We start from the raw sequence: 17460 nt of genomic DNA, 5'->3' as shown, positions 1-17460 counted from the left end.
TATGAGCATCCGCCTCCTGGCCGCAAAGGCGGCAAACACAGAATGGACTGTGCTGTTAAAGTGAACGATGAAGCAGGTTCTGTTCACCATTCGGCAAACTGGACCGGCTTGCATACGCGCCGAAATTGCGCTCCATGAGCGACGCATGTAGCCAGCATGAGGATACAGCGGTTGAGTGGAAAACGCCCCAACATTCTCCTGATCACCTGCGACCAATGGCGCGGCGGCTGTCTGTCAGCTGCTGGGCACAAGGTGGTAAGGACGCCGAATGCCGACGCGCTGGCTGCCGAGGGCGTTTTGTTCCGGAAGCACTATGGCGGCGCCGCACCTTGCTCGCCGGCGCGCGCCTGCCTCTACACCGGCCTTTACCAGATGAACAATCGTGTCTGCCGCAACGGCACACCGCTCGACGCCCGCCACGGCAACATAGCGCTCTGGGCGCGCGCCCTCGGCTATGATCCGACGCTGTTCGGTTATACCGACACCGCGCGCGACCCGCGCACGCTGGCGCCTGGCGACCCGCAGCTGAAGAGTTATGAAGGCGTGCTGCCGGGCTTTACCGTGCGCCAGCTTCTGCCCGAGCACCAGAGGCCCTGGCTGTCATGGCTCAAGGCGCGCGGCGTCGATGCCGGCGCCGGCTCCCCCGACATCCACCGCCCGGCGGGCGAAATCCTGGAAAACGACGGCGAGATCAGCAACGCCCCGCCAGCCTATTCGAAGGATGAGACGCCGTCGGCCTTCCTGGCTGGCGAATTCATCCGCTGGGTCGGCGAGCAGGAGCACGATGCGCCGTGGTTCGCGCACCTTTCCTTCATCAGCCCCCATCCGCCCTTCATCGTGCCGGCGCCTTACAACACCATGTACGATCCGGCCGTGGGCCCAGCTTTTGACCGCGCCGAAAGCTGGCAGGCCGAAGCAGCAAGCCACCCCTATCTCGCCTATGAATTAGACCGGCAGGAACGGTCGAAATTCCGCCCCGGCTCGGAGGGTAAGGTGCGCGACTGGAGCGACGATAGTTTTCGCCGCATCCGGGCGCTCTATTACGGCATGATCTCGGAGGTCGACGCGCAGCTTGGCCGTGTCTGGCAAGCGGTCAAGGCGGCCGATGCATGGGACGACACCGTCATCGTGCTGACCTCAGACCACGCCGAGATGATGGGCGATCATTTCATGCTGGGCAAGGGCGGCTTCTTCGACGGCAGCTTCCATATTCCGCTGATCATTCGCGATCCGCGCCGCCGCAAGGCTGCCGGCAGCAGTGTCGACCGCTTCACCGAGGCAGTCGATTTGGCACCGACCTTGCTCGAGCTCACTGGGCTCGAGCTCACCGGCGGCGAAGTGCTGCCGCATCTCGACGGCCGCTCGCTGGCGCCTTTCCTGGACGCAACGGAGCCGGACGATTGGCGCGATGCGGCGCATTGGGAGTTCGATTTCCGCTCGATCGCCGATGGTGATGCAGAACGCTATTTCAGTATCGGTCCGCGTCAGTGCAATCTCGCCGTCATCCGCACCCAAAAGTTCAAATATGTGAATTTCGGGGGCGGCCTGCCGCCCTTGCTCTTCGACCTGGAAAAAGATGCCGGCGAGCTGACCAACGTCGCTGACGACCCAGCCTATCTGCCGGTGCGGTTGGAACTTGCCGAAAGGCTGCTTGCCTGGCGGGCCGAGCATCTCGACCAATCTCTGGCGCTCGCCGAATTGACGGACAATGGCGTTGCCGGCCATGTCGCCGGCTTTCCCTCGACATAAACAAAGCCCGCGCCGTTGCCGGCGCGGGCTTCTCTGTCGACCTGTGTGCTGCTAGCGCATGATCATGCGCTGTTTGTCGCGGTTTTGCGCATAGCTGGCCTTGTCATAGGGGGCCTGCGCTTCGAGCTGCTCCTTGGTGAAGTTCGTGTAGAGATAGCGCTTGCCGTTCTTGTCGGTCATGAATTTCAGGTTGTCCATGCCGACCGCCACCTCCTTCTCGCCGACACCGAGGAACCCGCCGACATCGATAATGACTGCATCGACCTTTTTATCGGCGCCCAGCACGATATCGCCGATCTCGCCGACGTTGACATCGTTGGCGCCGTAAACGGTCGTTCCAACCAGATCCTCGGCCCGGATCTGGCCGATCGGCATTTCAGTCAACGTCGACTTGTCGATCGACCCGGTCTTGGTCTGGTCGGCCGTTGCGGGCGCTGGGGCGTTTTGAGCCGTCTTGCCGGCCTGGTCGGCGTTATTGGTCGTCGCAGTGTTGTTGGTCGACGCGGTGTTGCTGGCCATCACGGTAGGCGTGACGGTGGCAGGCGCATTGGCATCGTTCGAAGCAGTGGATGCCGGCGCCGGATCATAGGCCTTGCGGTTGAAGTCCGGCTGCGCCTGCAGCTCTTCCTTGGTGGTTTGCGCGACCAGCCAGCGATCGCCGTTCCTCTCGGCCCACTGCGCCTTGTCGAAATCATAGGCGACGTTCTTTTCGCCGATGCCGAGGAAGCCGCCGACGCCGATGATCAGCGATTGCGCTTTGGCTTCCTTGTTGATGACGATGTCGTTTACGTCGCCGATGTTTTGGGCGTCGTCGCCGGTGCCGTTATAGACGGTCTCGCCGATGATATTGGTGGCGAGATTGCCTTCGGCGCGCTTCACTGGCTCAGCCGGCGCGGCAGGCGCTGGCGTTGTATTTTGCGCGCTGGTGGAAGCCGAAGGGGCGGCGGGTGCCGCATTATCGGCCGAAGCTGGCGGCGGAGGCGGATCGTAAGGCTTCCGGTCGAAATCCGGCTGAGCCGTCAACTCATCCTTCGTCGTCTGAGCTATCAGCCAGCGGTCGCCGTTTTTTTCTGCCCATTGCATCTTGCCGTAGTCGAAGGCGACATTCTTGGTTCCGATGCCCAGGAATCCGCCGACGCCGATGACGACGGATTTTACCTCGCCGCGCTCGTCGAAGACGATGTCGCTGACGTTGCCGATATTCTGGGCATCGGCCCCGGTGCCGTTATAGACGGATTCGCCGATGATGTTGGTAGCAAGGCTGCCCTCGGCCCGTTGCACCGGAGCGGCTGGGGCGGGGTTCTCTACTGCGGGTGGTTGCGCCGGCGCCGGGGTCGTCGCCGACTGCGCAAAGGCACCCGTCGCAATCAATGTTGCGACTGCTGTCGTGGTTAAAAGGGTGCGGATCATCTTAGTGTCTCCTCGTCGGTGATTTCGTGCACGCCCTGCCCGCCTGGCGTCACTGCGGGCGCAGCGTCTTCTGCATGTTCACAACGTTGTGACCACACTGTTGTTCCGAAAAAAGCCGTGGTGCACCCGGTACGATGTCAATGGTTCTCGGATTCACCGCGCTGGTCGAAAGGAACATTTTCTCGGCCGCGCCGTTCCACTCCCGGCTGGGACCCCGTCCCGGCCGGATAGGTGCTGGAAAAAATGGAACGGCCATGCGGTTTGCAGCGGTGCTGAACAAGGACGGCGGCACCCTGCGCACCATCGATCTTGAGGCCTTCGCCAGTCGGATGCGCAGCACGCTTGAGACTGCCGGCCACTCGATCGATATCGAAATCGTTGCCGGCAAGGATATCGTCGCCACACTGGACGGCGTAGCTTCCAGGCGCGGCATCGACGCCGTGCTGGCCGGCGGCGGCGACGGCACCATTTCGGCCGCGGCAGCCCGTTTGATGAATGGGGAGAAGGCACTGGCAATTCTGCCGGCTGGCACAATGAACCTTTTTGCGCGCGGCCTCGGTATTCCGCAGACCCTCGATGCGGCGCTGAAATCGTTTGCCGACGGCGAGGTGATGGCGATTGACATTGCAACAGCCAACGGCCGGCCTTTCGTGCATCAATTCTCGATCGGCATGCATGCCAGGATGGTGCAACTGCGCCAGAAGATGGAATTCGGCTCGCGGCTGGGGAAGATGCGTGCCTCGGTGCGAGCCGCTTGGGCAACGATCAACAACCCGCCGGCGATGAACGTAACGCTGACGATCGGCGAGGCCGAGATCAAAACCCGGATCACCGGTATCGGCATCACCAACAATCTGTTTGGCGAGGGACACCTGCCCTATGCCGATGATCCGGCAGGCGGCGTGCTGGGCATCTATGTCACCGTGGCACGGCGGCGCGGCGAATTGATCAGGTTCCTCTTTGACGTCGCCCGTGGGAAATGGCGCGGCAACGAGCATGTCGAAATCCATCAGGCAAACCGCGCCGTTTTGAAAATCCATTCGACGAACAGGAAAGTTCAGGCCGTCATGGACGGTGAACTGGTAAAGCTCGATCGCGAGACGACCGTCGAAATCCATCCGCGCGCGTTGAATGTTCTCGTCCCGGCGCGCGCCGCCGAGGCAAAGGTTGCCTGACGTGGGATGCCTGATGTGGGGTTGCGTGATGCGATCTGGCACGAGCGATGGGGAGAACCTAGCCGCTGGGCGTGTTGCTCTGTTCGGTCTTCGGCGTCTCGATCATCCAGCCGTAGATTTCGGCGACGCCCCAGGCGATAAAAGCCAGCAACAGCGCGGCGATCAGGATACGAAGGACATGCCGACCCTGCCGTCCTTGACGGGCTTTGTTTTCAGGAATGGTTTTTGGCATTGTCTGGCTCCATATTTGGCGCCGGCAGGCGTAACTGGCGGGGCGTTGGCTGGTAACGGTCCCCCGCAGCGAAAGTTCCGGCTCTGCAAGGCGGCAAACGGGCCGGTTGGCCTGATCAATCAGAGCCGGCCACTGGGGGCATAGTGGACGACAATAGCCAGAACACGCCGGGCCTGCCGGCCGATATTCGCCGTGTGGTGGGCGCCGCGGACCGTCTTGCCGTGCTGCACGGCCTCGACGCGCTGGACAGGGCTGCCGACCCTGACTTCGATCGTATCGGTGGTCTTGCCGCTTCGGCGATGCAAACGCCTGTCGCACTGATCACGCTGGTCGACGCCGAGCGGCAGTGGTTCAAGTCCTGTATCGGCCTCGACCAGACCGAAACCGCAACCGAGACATCGTTCTGTGCCTATGCCATCGCAGCCGGCAACGTGCCGATGGTGGTGGCCGACGCGGCGGCCGATCCGCGGTTCAAAGCCAATCCGCTGGTCACCGGCGAGCATCATATCCGCTTTTACGCAGGCGTGCCGATCATGATCGACGGCGCGCTGATCGGCACGCTGTGCGTGCTCGACCGGAAGCCGCACGCACATCCCTCCTCTGTCCAGCTCGACCAGTTGTCGGCGCTCGCTGGGCTCGCCGCCAGCCTGTTCACGCTGAAGGATGCAACCCGCAGCGCGGCGATCGCCAAGGCCGCATTGGTTCGAGAGGAAAAGCGGCGCGCTATCGCGCTCGATGCGGCTTCGCTTGCCAGCTGGGCATGGGATATCCGCAGCGACATGATCGACTGCGACGTCCTGCTGCCCGAATTGTTCAACCTGCCGAAGTCGAACAGACTGAGGGCGCGCGACATCCTGACCGCCATCGACCCGCGCGACGTTCACCAGACCGAAACACGCTTTCGCGACGCGCTGACCGGCAGCGATGACTATTTTGGCGAATACCGTGTCAGAGGCCTCGATCCGCCACGATGGATCGCAACGCGCGGCCGCGTCATAGAGCGCGACGGCGAGGGCAAGCCGACGCTGATCTTCGGCGTCAATTACGACATCACTGAACGCAAGCTAGGCGACGAACGCCAACGGCTGTTGCTGCGCGAGCTCAATCATCGCGTCAAGAACACGTTGGCAACTGTACAGGCGCTGGCCACGCAGACCGTTCGCCATGCCCGCCAGCCAAGCGAATTCCTCGGCGCCTTCAGTGCCAGGCTGCAGGCACTGGGCGTTGCGCACAGCCTGCTGTCGGACCGCGAGTGGCGGGGCATCGGCATCCGCGAGCTGGTGCAGATCGAGGTAAAGCCGTTCCAAGCCGCCGGACAATCGCGGATGGCGATCTCCGGCGCCGATGTCTTGCTCTCACCCGACCAGGCAGTCGGGCTCGGGCTGATCCTGCATGAACTGGCAAGCAACGCACTGCAATACGGGTCGCTCTCGGTTTCTTCCGGAAAGGTCGATCTCGATTGGAAGGTACAAGGGAGGAAGGGTGCACGGCGTCTGTTGCTGGCCTGGCGCGAAAGCGGCGGACCGCGGGTTGCGCCGCCCGAACGCCATGGCTTCGGCTCGATCCTGATCCGCCGCAGCCTGGCCAAGGTCATTTCCAGCGAGGTGACCCATGAATTCCGGCCGGATGGCGTTGTCGCCGAAATATCGATTCCGCTCGAAGATTTGTGACGCCGGCATTTTGCGACCGGCGCCAGAATCGTTTGCCCCGAACTATCCCCTCCGAACTATTCGCGTTTGCCGGTATCCGGATCATCCGAGCCGCGCTTCACGTTCTCGCGGTAGATGGCGTAGGCAGCGAGTGCTATCGCCGGGCCGAGAATGGCGCCCAACCCGCCCTTCGCCAGGCCACCTTTGCCCTTGAGCAGCGCCGGCAGCACGGCGAGTGCCGCAGTGATGCCGATAGCCTTAATGTCGGCGTTGCGTCGCTTCGCCCGGCGCCTGGCGCGCGAGCCGGCCGACATGCGGTAGACGAGCAGGATGAGACCGGCGATTGCCAGAAATCCGATCCCGAAGCTCAGGCAAGCTGCCATCGGCCCATAGCGTGCCGCCACCCAGATATAGGCCGCCCCGACGAGGAAGCCGAGGCCGCACAGCGCCGCGAGCGCTGCGACCGAATAGACAATCGCAGCGACGCGCACGCGCTGCACCGCCGCAATGGTTTCGCCCGAGGCAAGGCCCGAGATCAGCGATGCAAGCATTCCCATGCGTGCAGAACTAGCGGCGCGCGAGAAGCGCGAAGAGGAATCCGACGCCTGCGGCGATCGCCAGCGAAGTCACCGGTTTTTCGCGCATATGCGCTATCATCTGCGCCTCGATGTCCCTGGCGTTGGTGCGCAAGCTATCGAAGGCTGCCTCGCCCTGGGTTCGCAACTGCTCGACGCTTTCGGCGGCGACTCGCCGCGCCGCCCCGTAGCCATGTTCGCCAGTTTTGGCCAACAGCTTGGTAAGTTGATCGATGTCGGCCTTCAATTGTGCGATGTCGGCCTCAATATCGGAATTCGTGCGGGCTTCGTTCCCGGCCTTACCTGCGGCAGTCGCCATTGCTTCACTCTCCATGATTTTGCTCGGTCGAAACGCCCGACAGACCCCAAGGTTCCGGCGCGAACCTCTTCTAACCCTATCTCCGGCAGCGCGCGTTGCAAATGCCTTGCATGGGCCGAGGCCGACGCATCCGCGCCGGCACGTCTTTTTTAAATGACAGCATGCCAAATAACGATCATGACTTCCCTCGTTTCACGATACGCATTTAAGGAGATATTGCTGCGTGCGCGCATCACTTGACGGTTTGCGGATTCTTATCCTGGAAGATGAGTTCCTGATTGCCATGGATATCGAGCAGCTTTGCCGCGACTACGGCGCGCTCAATGTGGTCATCGCCCGTGATCTGACTGAGATCGAACAGCAAGACGTTGCCGCGCAGTTCGATGTCGCCATAGTCGACCTCATGCTGAGCGGCGTTTCGACGCTCCAATTTGCTTCGCGGCTGCGTGAAGCGGGCATCCCGTTCGTCTTCGCCTCCGGCTATTCGGATACGAACGAGATCAAGAAATCCTTTCCCGGCGTCAGACTGGTCACCAAGCCCTATTCGGGAGACGATCTCGTCGAGGCAGTGGCGGCGGCCTGCAGGCGAACGACTCTCCGCTGAGGCGCGGAGCGGTTCGAACACGCCGCGCTTCACGCAGCCGTCGACCCGGTTACCTGAGCCGAAATTGCGTCCGGGCCATACTCGTCTTCACCGGAGATCTTCAGGATTTCCTGCAGCCGTGTGCGGGCGCGGCTGACGCGGCTCTTGATCGTTCCGACGGCGCAGCCGCAGATCTCGGCCGCTTCCTCGTAGGAGAAGCCGGACGCGCCGATGAGGATAATGGCTTCGCGCTGGTCTTCTGGCAGCAATTCGAGCGCGCCGCGAAAGTCCTCGAGGTCAAGCTGGCCGTGCTGGGCCGGGTGAACGGCAAGCCTGGCCGTCATGACGCCATCGCTGTCCTGCACCTCGCGGCCGCGCTTGCGCATCTGCGAATAGAATTCGTTGCGCAAGATCGTGAACAGCCATGCCTTCAGATTGGTGCCGGGCTGGAAGCTTTCATGCTTGTCCCAGGCCTTGACCAATGTTTCCTGCACCAGGTCGTCGGCCTTGTCGGCGTTTTGCGTCAGCGACACGGCAAAAGCCCGCAGGCTCGGGATCGAGCCGAGCAAGTCGGTCTTGAAGCCCTGGGAGACGGCCGCCATGCCTCAGTCCTTCTTTTGTACAGGTTCGGCCTTTTCCAACTGGCTGAGCAGTTGGGCGAAGCGATCCGGCACATTGTCGGAGACCAGCTCGTCGTAGTATTGTTTGAGTTTGCGGCCGATTTCCGAGTTCGGCCCAAGCGGGTCGCGGGAAGCAGCCCGGCGCCCGTTGCCAACGCCACCCATGGTAGCTTTCGTCATGTTCTTCATTCGCCCTTTTGTCCCAGCCTTAAGCCGCCCTTCAACACATAACGCAAGGCAAGCGGCAGCCTCGTCTGGTTGCCCAACCCGCCCTTAAACGCCAGCCCATATACTTAGTTCCGCATGATCGGAACTTTTTCGCAGAACCTGCGTTTTCACCCTGGGCCCTGCGAACCGTTTTTAGCTGTAACATGCATCACGTCATATGAGGGAGACGTCCAATATGAGCCTATCAGCAACCATCGCTCCGCACCTGCCGTTCCTGCGCCGCTTCTCGCGCGCTGTATCCGGATCGCAGGAGAGCGGCGACGCGCTGGTCGCCGCAATGCTCGAGGCCATCATTGCCGATGTCGACATCTTTCCGAACGCATCGAACGACCGCATCGCGCTCTACAAGGTCTTTGCCAAGCTCTTCACCTCAGTGGCCATTCGCGTTCCGCAGGAGCATGCCCAGTCGGCATGGGAACAGCGTGCCGCGGCCAATCTGAATGCAATTGCGCCTCGTCCCCGCCAAGCCTTTCTGCTGGTCGCGGTCGAAGGCTTCAGCGAAGACGAGGCGGCGGAGATTCTCGACGTCGACGAACAGGAATTCTCCGAACTTCTCGCGCAGGCGAGCAACGAGATCTCCCGCCAGGTGGCAACCGATGTGCTGATCATCGAGGATGAGCCGCTGATCGCCATGGATATCGAGGAAATGGTCGAAAGCCTCGGCCACCGCGTCGTCGGAACGGCGCGCACCCACGCCGAGGCGGTGGCGATGTTCGGCAAGACGCGGCCAAAGATGGTGCTTGCCGATATTCAGCTTGCCGACGGCAGTTCGGGCATCGCGGCCGTCAATGAGATCCTGTCGTCCACCTCGGTGCCAGTGATCTTCATCACCGCCTTTCCCGAGCGCCTGCTCACCGGCGAGCGGCCGGAACCGGCTTTCCTCGTCACCAAGCCGTTCAACCCGGATATGGTCAAGGCTCTTATCAGCCAGGCCCTGTTCTTTGACCGGCACGCGAAAGCCGCGGCATGAACATCGGGCGGCCGAGTTGCCGCCGCCAGGGTGTGGGATAGCCACTCCTCTTGGACCAGATGGGGCGTGACGCCGGCTTAACACACGACAGCCAACTGCTGCCGAACCTGACGAGGACCTTTTCGCACACATCGCAGCAATTCGGGCCGCAACGATTTTCAGCATCGTCTTTTTCGGGAAATGGTGGAACAAACGGAGGCGAATCACGTTTTCACCGCAGCATTGGAAGGAGATGGATCATGCTTTACTGGGCGCTCGTATTTCTAGTCGTGGCGATTATCGCCGGTGCGCTTGGTTTCGGCGGCATCGCTGGCACCTCGGCCGGCATAGCGCAGATATTGTTCTTCATCTTTCTCGCCTTCCTGATCATATCGCTAATTGCCGGCCTGATCAGACGGGCGTGAATGCGAAGCGGCCATTCAAGCGAACACTGGAAGCCGCACCCCTCAAACGGTTTCCAGCCACCGCCGGGCAGTGTCCTCCAACGGGATGCCGCTCGGCGGACCGCTTTTTAGGGCTTGATCCGCAGCTCCTCCTTTTGGAACCCATTTTTCCCTGAGCCGTTCAGCCCGACGTGGGTTGAGCAAAATTGACCGATGCGTTCCAGAGTCGGAAAAATGAAAGACCGCGGCCAGAGTGATGAGATCATCGCTCCGCATCCCGCCGAAAGCGGAATGCAGCTTGGCCGAGCCCTTCTTCACGCTTTGCACAATGCCGGGGTTTCCGTTCTATACCAAGATCGCGAGATGAAAACCGTGTGGGCGCGCAACATGCGCGCACCATGGACTTCCGATGCCTCCGACAACAACGGCATCTTGCCGCCGGCGCAGGCAGAGCGTATCGGCGCTGCCAAGCACGACGTCATCGTCTCCGGCAATCCTCAACATCTCGAACTCAGCGTGCCGGCCGATGATGGCGCCCGCTGGTTTCAGGTGTGGATCGACGCCGACCGCAGCGACACCGGCGCGGTGCAGGGCATCGTGACCACGATGGTCGAAACAACCGAGCAGAAACGCCGGGAGCAGACGCTGAAGGCGCTGCTGCGTGAAGTCAGTCATCGCTCCAAGAACCTTTTGGCCATCATCCAGAGCATCGCCACCCAGACGGGCCGTTACTCCGGCAGCATTGACGATTTCCTGACGCGTTTCCGGGGCCGATTGCAGTCGCTGGCCTCCTCGCAGGACCTGGTCACGTCATCCAACTGGCGGGGCGCAGCGCTGCGCGAGCTGGTTTCCGGTCAGGTCGGCAGGTACGGCGCGGACCCCTTACACAGCCTGCGTTTCCGCGGCGCAAATCCATATCTCAACCCCAATGCCGCCTTGCACATCGGCTTGGCCATGCATGAGCTCGCCCTCAATTCGGTCAGCTATGGCGCGCTGTCGCGCAGCGACGGTTTCGTCGAGGTGACGGCCGATCTGACGGCAGCTTCCGCTGGCGAGCCTGCGCTGTCGCTGACATGGGCCGAAGTGATCGGAGCCAATGACAATCAGCGTAGCGAGAAGCGTTTTGGCAGCGTCGCGCTTGAACGCGTCGTACCCACATCGTTGAATGGAACGGCGACACTTGAGATCACCGGGAACCGCCTCGAATACCGCCTTCTTGTTCCTCACGGCAATTTCGAGACGGATTGAACGAACGGCAGCCGCCGCGAGAAGGCTTCTGCGCATCGCCAACTTTAACCGACTGTTCACCATAAAGTCCGATCCTGTCCGACGTGTCAATCCATCGATTGAGTTTGGCACAAAATGAAAGGAATGGGCCTTGACGGCTGCCGACTTGAACAGACTGGAACAGGCCGCTCGTGTCTCGATGGGCGGTTTTCAGGATCCCGAAGCGTCCGCAGCGCCCGCGCCTCGTGCTTCGCCCCTCCGCTTCGCCGCCGTCGCGCTTATGGCCGCGATCGTCCTGACCGCAGCGTCCCAGTTGATCTGATCGAGTTCGCCTCTGCTTGATCGCTTTGAAACCACTGCCCGAGTACTCGGCCGCGCCCGTTCGCGGTCACCGACCTGCAAGGCCAGGCCCAGCATCTCGTCGCCAGATGCCTTGCCGTCGATCCGGCGCTCGAGGACGACTGTGACAGGATCGTCTGCAACGTGCGTCCCGACGGCACGCTCGATGCGTCCTTGGAGATTTCCGGGTTCGTGGTAGCATCGAACGGCGCACGCCCCGAAAAAGACTATCTTAATCAACAATGAAATCGTGCGGGCAAAGGCCGAACTTTCATGCTAAATGGCGGCTGGAGCTTATTAAAGTGAGGACAAAAGTGAGGATGACTTCATGCGGAAGATGATTATTGCCATGGTTGCCGTGGTTGCGGTCAGCGGCTGCACCACCACGGAAGAGAACGTGGGTATCGGCACTGTGGGCGGCGCGCTCATTGGTGGCGCTGTCGGCGGCGGCAAGGGCGCTTTGATCGGCGCTGGCGCTGGTGCGATTGGCGGTCTGCTGGTTCGCCGTCTGCAAAATGGCTACTGCCAATACAGAGATCGTCACGGCCGGATTTACACAGCTCGCTGCAACTAGTTTCGAGCTCCAGGCGAATAGCAAACGCGGAGGCAGGCCACCTGTCTTCGCGTTTGCCCTTTGAAGCGCTGTTGCGACGCGGCCCGCGAGAGGCGTTTCAGGCCGGCAGCGGAACCCTGATTTCCACGTTCAAGCCATCTTCGCGAAAATCGCGCCTGATTGTGCCACGCAATTCGCGTGTGATGTTGAGATCGATCAGTCTGGTGCCAAAACCGCTCTTTGCCGGTGTCGCGAGCTTCTTCTGACCGGCCTCGCGCCAGTTGAGGGCCAGTGTCCGGGCGCCGCTACCTCCTTCGAGCGACCAGTCGACCTTCAGCGCACCGACTGAATTGCCGGCTTCGCCATGCTTCAGCGCGTTAGTCGCCAGTTCGTGAAAGACGAGGCCGAGTGCCTGCGTCGTCTTTTCATCGAGAAGAACCTGCGGTCCCGACAGCAGCCCTTCAGGAAGCTCACTGCCGAACACCTGGCCTAGCTCGATGCGCAGCAGGTCGCCGAGATCGGCTTTCTGCCAGCGTGAGCGCGTCAGCATGTCCTGGGAAGCCGCCATCGCCTGCAGCCGGGCCGAGAAAGAAGCCGAGAATTCCTGGACGTCGGTAGTGTGCGATGCTGTCTGGCGCGCGATTGCCAGCACCCGCGTGATCGAGTTCTTGATGCGATGCTTCATCTCCTGCAGCATCAGGTCTTTTTCCAGCAGGCTCTTTTCGGTCGTTTCGTGAAGCAGCGAGATCGCCTCATAGGCCCGCTCCTGATAGCGGGCCACCAGCGCGATGGCGCCCGCAAGCAGCAGTCCGAACAATCCGAGCATCACCGGGATGGCGCGCGAGGAAGGTTGCGAGAAAGCACTTGTCGGCCTGAACAGGACGACCCACGGCCGGCCGGCGACGGTGATCTTGCGGGTGACCAGCAGCCTGTCGCCGAGGCTCGAAACAGGCGGCGTTTCCGATTGGAACAGCAGGTTGTCGCTGTCAACTGTGCCGTCATAGATCTCGGTGTTGACCGGCAGCAATGGTGCCCGACTGAGCGCAGCCTGGAACAGGTCACGGGCGCGGAAGGCCGCATAAAGGAAGCCGGCAGTCGAGGATCTCGTCGCGTTCACGGCGTCCGGCGCGGTTTCGACATTGAGCCGGACGAAGACGAGGAACCCGGTAAAGGTCTGCGCGGCACCCGTATCCTTGCCGAGCTGCACGAGCCCGCTGGCGTGCTGCTGATCGTCGGCCATCGCCTTTTCGATCGCCTCGCGCCGCGCCGGCCCGGTGAACATGTCGTAGCCGATGCTGGATTGGTTGGACGGATCCAGCGGTTCGAACAGCACGATGGGCGTACGCCACGGTAAGTTCGTGTCGGGGTAGATCGGATGGCTTGCGCCGTGATCGTGCAGGATGTCGCGCTCGACCGCCGCCTCGTTGCCAGTTTTCGCCAGGCGGAGGAAACCGATGCCGCGCAGGCCGGCGAAATTATTGTCGATGTCGAGCGCGTTGAAGAAAGCCTTGAACTCGCCTTGCGAGATACCGCCATTGCGAGCGTCGAACAGCGCTCGCGTTGAGCGCAGCAGCGACAGGTCCAGGTCGATGCGGCTTTCGATCCGGTTAAGCGCGTCGTCCGCCGTCGCCTCGAATTTTATGCGGGCCGCCTCCTGGGTGGCAAAATAGGCAAAGCCCGCCATCGTCAGGCTGATCAGCGCGACGGCGATAAAAGCGACGGTCGGAAACAGCTTCTTCAATTGCTGATACGTCCCGTGGACGGTTCGGCATCTTTTATGGGCAAGTCCCGACGCCAACACAATGCCCAGGCCAAAGCATGGTGACGGCTGGCATATTTTGGCGGCTTGTGATTAGCCGGCTAATTCTCGTTCATGCGGCGATCTTCAGCGCGCCCGGCCCCGGAATGGCGCCGGGTGGGCACTTGCCGAGGATGATCATGCCGAGCACTTCGTCCTGGGTGACGTCGGTTGTGCGCGCCGTGCCGACAACCCGACCGTTCTTCATGACGCAGACACGGTCGGCAAGCTCGAACACGTCGTGAATATCATGGCTGATCAGGAAGATGCCGATGCCGTCGGCCTTGAGCTGCTTGACCAGTTCGCCGACCTGCGCCGTCTCTTGCGGCCCGAGTGCCGCCGTCGGCTCGTCCATGATCAGAATGCGAGCATTGAACAGGATGGCGCGGGCGATCGCCACCGACTGCCGCTGCCCGCCCGAAAGCTTTACCACCGGCTCCTTGAAGCGTTGGAAACGCGGATTGAGCCTGCCCATCACCTTGCGCGCCTCGGCCTCCATGGCGACGTCGTCGAGCGTACCCCAGCCGGTCATCAGCTCGCGGCCGAGAAAAAGGTTGGCGGCCGCATCGACATTGTCGGCCAGCGCCAGCGTCTGATAGATCGTCTCGATGCCGTACTTCTTGGCGTCGCGAGGGTTGGAGATCGAAGCCTCCTCGCCGTTGACGAAAATCTGGCCCGCATCGCGCCTGTAGGCGCCGGACAGGATTTTTATCAACGTCGATTTGCCGGCACCGTTGTGGCCGAGCAAAGCCATCACCTCGCCCGGGAAAAGATCGACCGAGGCATCGTCGACAGCGCGAATGCCGCCGAAGGCGATCGAGATGTTGCGCATGTCGATCAGCGGCGTGCCCGTGGGAGCGGTCTTGTCGGCCATGATCGTTCCTCCTCCCTAAACGCGTTTGCGATAGACGGTATCGAGCCAGACCGCGAGCACCAGCACGGCACCGACGACGATGCTCTGCAGCGGTGAATCGATGCCGAGCAGCACCATGCCGGATTGCAGCGACTGCATCAAAAGGGCGCCGAGCATGGCGCCGAGCACCGTGCCGGAGCCGCCTGCAAGTGACGTGCCGCCGATGACCGCGGCGGCGATGACCAGCAGTTCGTCTAGCGTGCCCAGCGCATTGGTCGACGAGTTCTGCCTGGCTGACGAGATCGCCGCGGCGATCGTCGCCAGCACGCCCATGATCATGAACACCTTCATGGTCACCCACCGCGTGTTGATACCGGCAAGGTTGGCGGCTTCCGGATTGCCGCCGATAGCGAAGACATAGCGGCCAAAACGGGTACGCTTGGTGATGAAGGTCATGATCAGCCCGACCGCCACAGCCATCAGCACGGGTATGGCGATGCCATGGGCGATGAACAGCCCGCCTTCGGGAACCGTTATATTGTTGGCCGCCGCGTATCTGTTCACGATGCCGACCGGCCAAGGATAGGAATTGGCGAGCCATATGGCCCCCATGATCACAGCGCAGGTGAGGACACCGAGGAACGTCTCGGCCCAGATCGGGCGCAACGGAAAGCGGAACCGCTTGCGCTGCACCCGCCCGTTGAGCAGCATGAACACAACCGCCAGGCACGCGATAATTCCGACGATCCAGCTCCATCGCGCGCCGATCGAACCCGCCGGCCCACCGCCCATCAGCTGGAACGTGGCATCAAGCGGCGCAATCGTCTGACCGCTGGCGACCCACCATGCGGCACCCCGCCAGACCAGAAGGCCGCCCAGCGTCACGATGAAGGCCGGCACCTCGAGATAAGCGATGATGTATCCCTGGAACGCTCCGATAAGAAGGCCGAGCGCCAGGCCAATGGCCAGCGCCAGGATCCAGATCCAGGGGTTGCCGAGTTGCAGACCGATCATTCGCACCAGGAAATGCACCTGCGCAAAGCCCATGACCACGCCAATCAGGCCTTCGGCGGAACCGACCGACAGGTCGATATTGCGCATGACGATAACCAGCACCATTCCGGCGGCCATTATGGCCACGGCGGAAGTCTGCACCGAGAGGTTCCAGAGATTGCGTGGCGTCAGGAAGGTCCGGCTGTCGAAGTCGAACGGATTGACGCCGAGCCGTACGCTGGAAACGACATGCAGGCCGATCCAGATGACCAACAGCGCGCCGACCATGCCGAGCATGCGGGTGTCGATCTCGGTTGCCTTGAGAAACCGGGCAACGATGCCGAGCTCGGATTCCCGCGCCCGGTCTGCCGTGCTGTCGACCGGCGTGTTGGAAGTCGTGTCGGTCATCATGTTTCTCCCGCCGGGTTGCCGTCTGCCGCGGATGCCGGAAGCAGCCTAGAAGTTATCCGCCGGAAGCGGAAAAACAATTCTTTTTGAAAAAACGCCGCGGCGAGCGGCCGCGGCGTTCGGACTTCTCGGAAACGTCGGCTCAGTTGCAGACCGCAACAGTGCCAGCCGCCACGCCGGCGCAGACCTCTTCTTTCTTGATCCAACCGGCGTCGATGACGACGTTGAGGTTATCCTTGGTGATTGCCACCGGAGTCAGGAACAGCGACTTGACCGTGTTGCCGCCGGGCGTGGTGAAATCCTTCACGCCGGCAATGTCGGTCATCTGCTTGCCGTCGGCAAGCTGCGAGGCGATCTCGGCGGCGTTCTTACCGAGCTCGCGCGCGTCCTTCCACACCGACACGGTCTGTGTGCCAAGCGCGATGCGGTTCAGTGCGGCGTGGTCGCCGTCCTGGCCCGAGACCGGAACCGATCCGGCCAGCCCTTGCGCCGTCAGCGCGGCGACGACGCCACCGGCGGTGCCGTCATTGGCCGCGACCACGGCATCGACCTTGTTGTCGTTGGCGGTCAGGAACTGTTCCATGTTCTTCTGAGCGTTGGCCGGCAGCCAGCCGTCCGTATAGGCCTCGCCGACATTCTTGATCTTGCCGCTGTCGATGGCCTCCTTCAGCACCTCCATCGAACCGGCAAACAGGAAATCGGCATTCGGATCGGAACCCGAACCCTTGATGAAGACGTAATTGCCTTCCGGCTTCACCTTGAAGACTTCGCGGGCCTGCATGCGGCCGACTTCCTTGTTGTCGAAGGTCAGATAGAACACGTCCTTGTTCTCGATCAGCCGGTCATAGCCGACGACCGGGATGCCTTCGTCCAGTGCCTTCTGCACGGCCGGCCCGATGGCCGAGGCATCCTGTGCGAGGATGATCAGCGCATTGGCACCCTGCGAGATCAGGCTCTCGACGTCGGTGAGCTGCTTGCCGGGGTTGGACTGTGCGTCGGCGGAAATATACTTGTCGCCGGCGGCCTCGATGGCCGCCTTCATTGCGGCCTCGTCGGTCTTCCAGCGCTCTTCCTGGAAGTTCGACCAGGAAACGCCGATGACCTTGTCTTTCGCCTGCGCCACCGACGCCAGCGCCAGCGTCATGGCGACACCCGCCAGAATGGCGGTCGTGAATCTCTTCATCATATCCTCCCTGCGCCGCGTACGGCGTGACCAATTGCTCAACGACCAGCTTGGAAGCTCTAATTTTTTCGAGCCTCGAAAAAATACTGGCCCGATCTCCGGCTGCTGTCAACATCGATTGTGATGGATTTTGATGACTCTGCGAGTTTTTTCGAGCGTCGGAATAAACGATGACAGCGCCACCTGCATCTGACACTATTTGCCGCATCTGAC

General features: G+C 61.7%; 19 protein-coding genes. 9 read left to right on the top strand and 10 right to left on the bottom strand.

What is annotated here, in order from left to right; genetic code table 11:
• The first annotated feature begins 156 nt into the window (after positions 1-156).
• Positions 157-1749: an alkaline phosphatase family protein gene (locus NKH83_RS01970; protein WP_352649262.1), complete on the top strand. Its 1593-nt coding sequence runs from the start codon at positions 157-159 to the stop codon at positions 1747-1749.
• A gap of 51 nt (positions 1750-1800) precedes the next feature.
• Here the strand turns inward: NKH83_RS01970 and NKH83_RS01965 are convergent, their stop codons facing one another.
• Positions 1801-3159 carry a PRC-barrel domain-containing protein gene (locus tag NKH83_RS01965; protein WP_352476211.1) on the bottom strand — a complete coding sequence of 453 codons (1359 nt, stop codon included), beginning with the start codon at positions 3157-3159 and terminating at the stop codon, positions 1801-1803.
• A 254-nt stretch (positions 3160-3413) separates the two neighbouring features.
• On the opposite strand from NKH83_RS01965, the gene NKH83_RS01960 reads away from it, so the two are divergent.
• A complete protein-coding gene (locus NKH83_RS01960; RefSeq protein ID WP_352704336.1) occupies positions 3414-4334 on the top strand; it encodes a diacylglycerol/lipid kinase family protein in 921 nt (306 codons plus the stop codon).
• A gap of 58 nt (positions 4335-4392) precedes the next feature.
• Here the strand turns inward: NKH83_RS01960 and NKH83_RS01955 are convergent, their stop codons facing one another.
• Positions 4393-4566 (bottom strand): hypothetical protein, encoded by a 174-nt coding sequence (locus tag NKH83_RS01955; RefSeq protein ID WP_352476209.1) that lies wholly within the window; start codon positions 4564-4566, stop codon positions 4393-4395.
• 143 nt (positions 4567-4709) lie between these two features.
• Here NKH83_RS01955 and NKH83_RS01950 point away from each other — a divergent pair, with 143 nt between their 5' ends.
• Positions 4710-6236, top strand: coding sequence for a sensor histidine kinase (locus NKH83_RS01950; protein ID WP_352476208.1), 1527 nt, complete (start codon positions 4710-4712; stop codon positions 6234-6236).
• A 56-nt stretch (positions 6237-6292) separates the two neighbouring features.
• Here the strand turns inward: NKH83_RS01950 and NKH83_RS01945 are convergent, their stop codons facing one another.
• Together NKH83_RS01945 and NKH83_RS01940 are read right to left on the bottom strand one after the other, a co-directional pair.
• Complete coding sequence (locus NKH83_RS01945) at positions 6293-6772, bottom strand: hypothetical protein (RefSeq protein ID WP_352476207.1); 480 nt, start codon at positions 6770-6772, stop codon at positions 6293-6295.
• Between the two features lie 10 nt (positions 6773-6782).
• Entirely contained in the window at positions 6783-7109 is a 327-nt protein-coding gene (locus tag NKH83_RS01940; RefSeq protein WP_254816582.1) for an ElaB/YgaM/YqjD family protein, read from the bottom strand.
• A gap of 283 nt (positions 7110-7392) precedes the next feature.
• Here NKH83_RS01940 and NKH83_RS01935 point away from each other — a divergent pair, with 283 nt between their 5' ends.
• The gene (locus tag NKH83_RS01935; RefSeq protein ID WP_502895520.1) at positions 7393-7713 is read left to right on the top strand and encodes a response regulator; all 321 of its coding nucleotides are present in this window, start codon (positions 7393-7395) and stop codon (positions 7711-7713) included.
• A gap of 29 nt (positions 7714-7742) precedes the next feature.
• On the opposite strand, the gene NKH83_RS01930 is transcribed toward NKH83_RS01935, so the two are convergent.
• Together NKH83_RS01930 and NKH83_RS01925 are read right to left on the bottom strand one after the other, a co-directional pair.
• Entirely contained in the window at positions 7743-8294 is a 552-nt protein-coding gene (locus tag NKH83_RS01930) for a sigma-70 family RNA polymerase sigma factor (RefSeq protein WP_023678544.1), read from the bottom strand.
• Positions 8295-8297: 3 nt separating this feature from the next.
• Positions 8298-8501 carry a NepR family anti-sigma factor gene (locus tag NKH83_RS01925; protein WP_023678543.1) on the bottom strand — a complete coding sequence of 68 codons (204 nt, stop codon included), beginning with the start codon at positions 8499-8501 and terminating at the stop codon, positions 8298-8300.
• Between the two features lie 214 nt (positions 8502-8715).
• Between NKH83_RS01925 and NKH83_RS01920 the strand changes: the two genes are divergently transcribed.
• The 5 genes from NKH83_RS01920 to NKH83_RS01895 all read left to right on the top strand — a co-directional run bounded on the left by NKH83_RS01920 (position 8716) and on the right by NKH83_RS01895 (position 12033).
• The gene (locus NKH83_RS01920) at positions 8716-9510 is read left to right on the top strand and encodes a response regulator (RefSeq protein ID WP_352476204.1); all 795 of its coding nucleotides are present in this window, start codon (positions 8716-8718) and stop codon (positions 9508-9510) included.
• 239 nt (positions 9511-9749) lie between these two features.
• On the top strand, positions 9750-9914 hold the full coding sequence (locus tag NKH83_RS01915; RefSeq protein WP_023678541.1) for a DUF1328 domain-containing protein: 165 nt from the start codon (positions 9750-9752) through the stop codon (positions 9912-9914).
• A 192-nt stretch (positions 9915-10106) separates the two neighbouring features.
• Positions 10107-11141, top strand: a complete 1035-nt coding sequence (locus NKH83_RS01910; protein ID WP_352476203.1) for a sensor histidine kinase — start codon at positions 10107-10109, stop codon at positions 11139-11141.
• A 130-nt stretch (positions 11142-11271) separates the two neighbouring features.
• Positions 11272-11442, top strand: coding sequence for a hypothetical protein (locus tag NKH83_RS01905; RefSeq protein ID WP_352476202.1), 171 nt, complete (start codon positions 11272-11274; stop codon positions 11440-11442).
• A gap of 345 nt (positions 11443-11787) precedes the next feature.
• Positions 11788-12033, top strand: a complete 246-nt coding sequence (locus tag NKH83_RS01895; protein ID WP_006328050.1) for a YMGG-like glycine zipper-containing protein — start codon at positions 11788-11790, stop codon at positions 12031-12033.
• A 97-nt stretch (positions 12034-12130) separates the two neighbouring features.
• On the opposite strand, the gene NKH83_RS01890 is transcribed toward NKH83_RS01895, so the two are convergent.
• From NKH83_RS01890 to xylF, 4 genes are all read right to left on the bottom strand, one after another.
• Entirely contained in the window at positions 12131-13753 is a 1623-nt protein-coding gene (locus NKH83_RS01890) for a CHASE domain-containing protein (RefSeq protein ID WP_352476201.1), read from the bottom strand.
• A gap of 130 nt (positions 13754-13883) precedes the next feature.
• Positions 13884-14684 (bottom strand): ATP-binding cassette domain-containing protein, encoded by an 801-nt coding sequence (locus tag NKH83_RS01885; protein ID WP_352476200.1) that lies wholly within the window; start codon positions 14682-14684, stop codon positions 13884-13886.
• 15 nt (positions 14685-14699) lie between these two features.
• The gene (locus tag NKH83_RS01880; RefSeq protein WP_352476199.1) at positions 14700-16064 is read right to left on the bottom strand and encodes a sugar ABC transporter permease; all 1365 of its coding nucleotides are present in this window, start codon (positions 16062-16064) and stop codon (positions 14700-14702) included.
• 142 nt (positions 16065-16206) lie between these two features.
• Positions 16207-17247, bottom strand: coding sequence for a D-xylose ABC transporter substrate-binding protein (gene xylF, locus NKH83_RS01875; protein WP_352476197.1), 1041 nt, complete (start codon positions 17245-17247; stop codon positions 16207-16209).
• Positions 17248-17460: the final 213 nt, after the last annotated feature.

This window comes from Mesorhizobium sp. M0909, assembly GCF_040319515.1.
Taxonomy (GTDB): Bacteria; Pseudomonadota; Alphaproteobacteria; order Rhizobiales; family Rhizobiaceae; genus Mesorhizobium.
Note: the sequence above shows the minus strand (reverse complement) of the source record. Positions and strands in the feature narration are given on the sequence as shown.

Coding starts and splice junctions, on each gene's coding strand:
- NKH83_RS01965 (WP_352476211.1), bottom strand. CDS start 3,159: ATGATCCGCACCCTTTTAACCACGACAGCAGTCGCAACATTGATTGCG.
- NKH83_RS01915 (WP_023678541.1), top strand. CDS start 9,750: ATGCTTTACTGGGCGCTCGTATTTCTAGTCGTGGCGATTATCGCCGGT.
- NKH83_RS01880 (WP_352476199.1), bottom strand. CDS start 16,064: ATGACCGACACGACTTCCAACACGCCGGTCGACAGCACGGCAGACCGG.
- NKH83_RS01960 (WP_352704336.1), top strand. CDS start 3,414: ATGCGGTTTGCAGCGGTGCTGAACAAGGACGGCGGCACCCTGCGCACC.
- NKH83_RS01910 (WP_352476203.1), top strand. CDS start 10,107: ATGCGTTCCAGAGTCGGAAAAATGAAAGACCGCGGCCAGAGTGATGAG.
- NKH83_RS01920 (WP_352476204.1), top strand. CDS start 8,716: ATGAGCCTATCAGCAACCATCGCTCCGCACCTGCCGTTCCTGCGCCGC.
- NKH83_RS01955 (WP_352476209.1), bottom strand. CDS start 4,566: ATGCCAAAAACCATTCCTGAAAACAAAGCCCGTCAAGGACGGCAGGGT.
- NKH83_RS01930 (WP_023678544.1), bottom strand. CDS start 8,294: ATGGCGGCCGTCTCCCAGGGCTTCAAGACCGACTTGCTCGGCTCGATC.
- NKH83_RS01970 (WP_352649262.1), top strand. CDS start 157: ATGAGGATACAGCGGTTGAGTGGAAAACGCCCCAACATTCTCCTGATC.
- NKH83_RS01945 (WP_352476207.1), bottom strand. CDS start 6,772: ATGGGAATGCTTGCATCGCTGATCTCGGGCCTTGCCTCGGGCGAAACC.
- NKH83_RS01925 (WP_023678543.1), bottom strand. CDS start 8,501: ATGAAGAACATGACGAAAGCTACCATGGGTGGCGTTGGCAACGGGCGC.
- NKH83_RS01895 (WP_006328050.1), top strand. CDS start 11,788: ATGCGGAAGATGATTATTGCCATGGTTGCCGTGGTTGCGGTCAGCGGC.
- NKH83_RS01885 (WP_352476200.1), bottom strand. CDS start 14,684: ATGGCCGACAAGACCGCTCCCACGGGCACGCCGCTGATCGACATGCGC.
- xylF (WP_352476197.1), bottom strand. CDS start 17,247: ATGAAGAGATTCACGACCGCCATTCTGGCGGGTGTCGCCATGACGCTG.
- NKH83_RS01935 (WP_502895520.1), top strand. CDS start 7,393: ATGGATATCGAGCAGCTTTGCCGCGACTACGGCGCGCTCAATGTGGTC.
- NKH83_RS01940 (WP_254816582.1), bottom strand. CDS start 7,109: ATGGCGACTGCCGCAGGTAAGGCCGGGAACGAAGCCCGCACGAATTCC.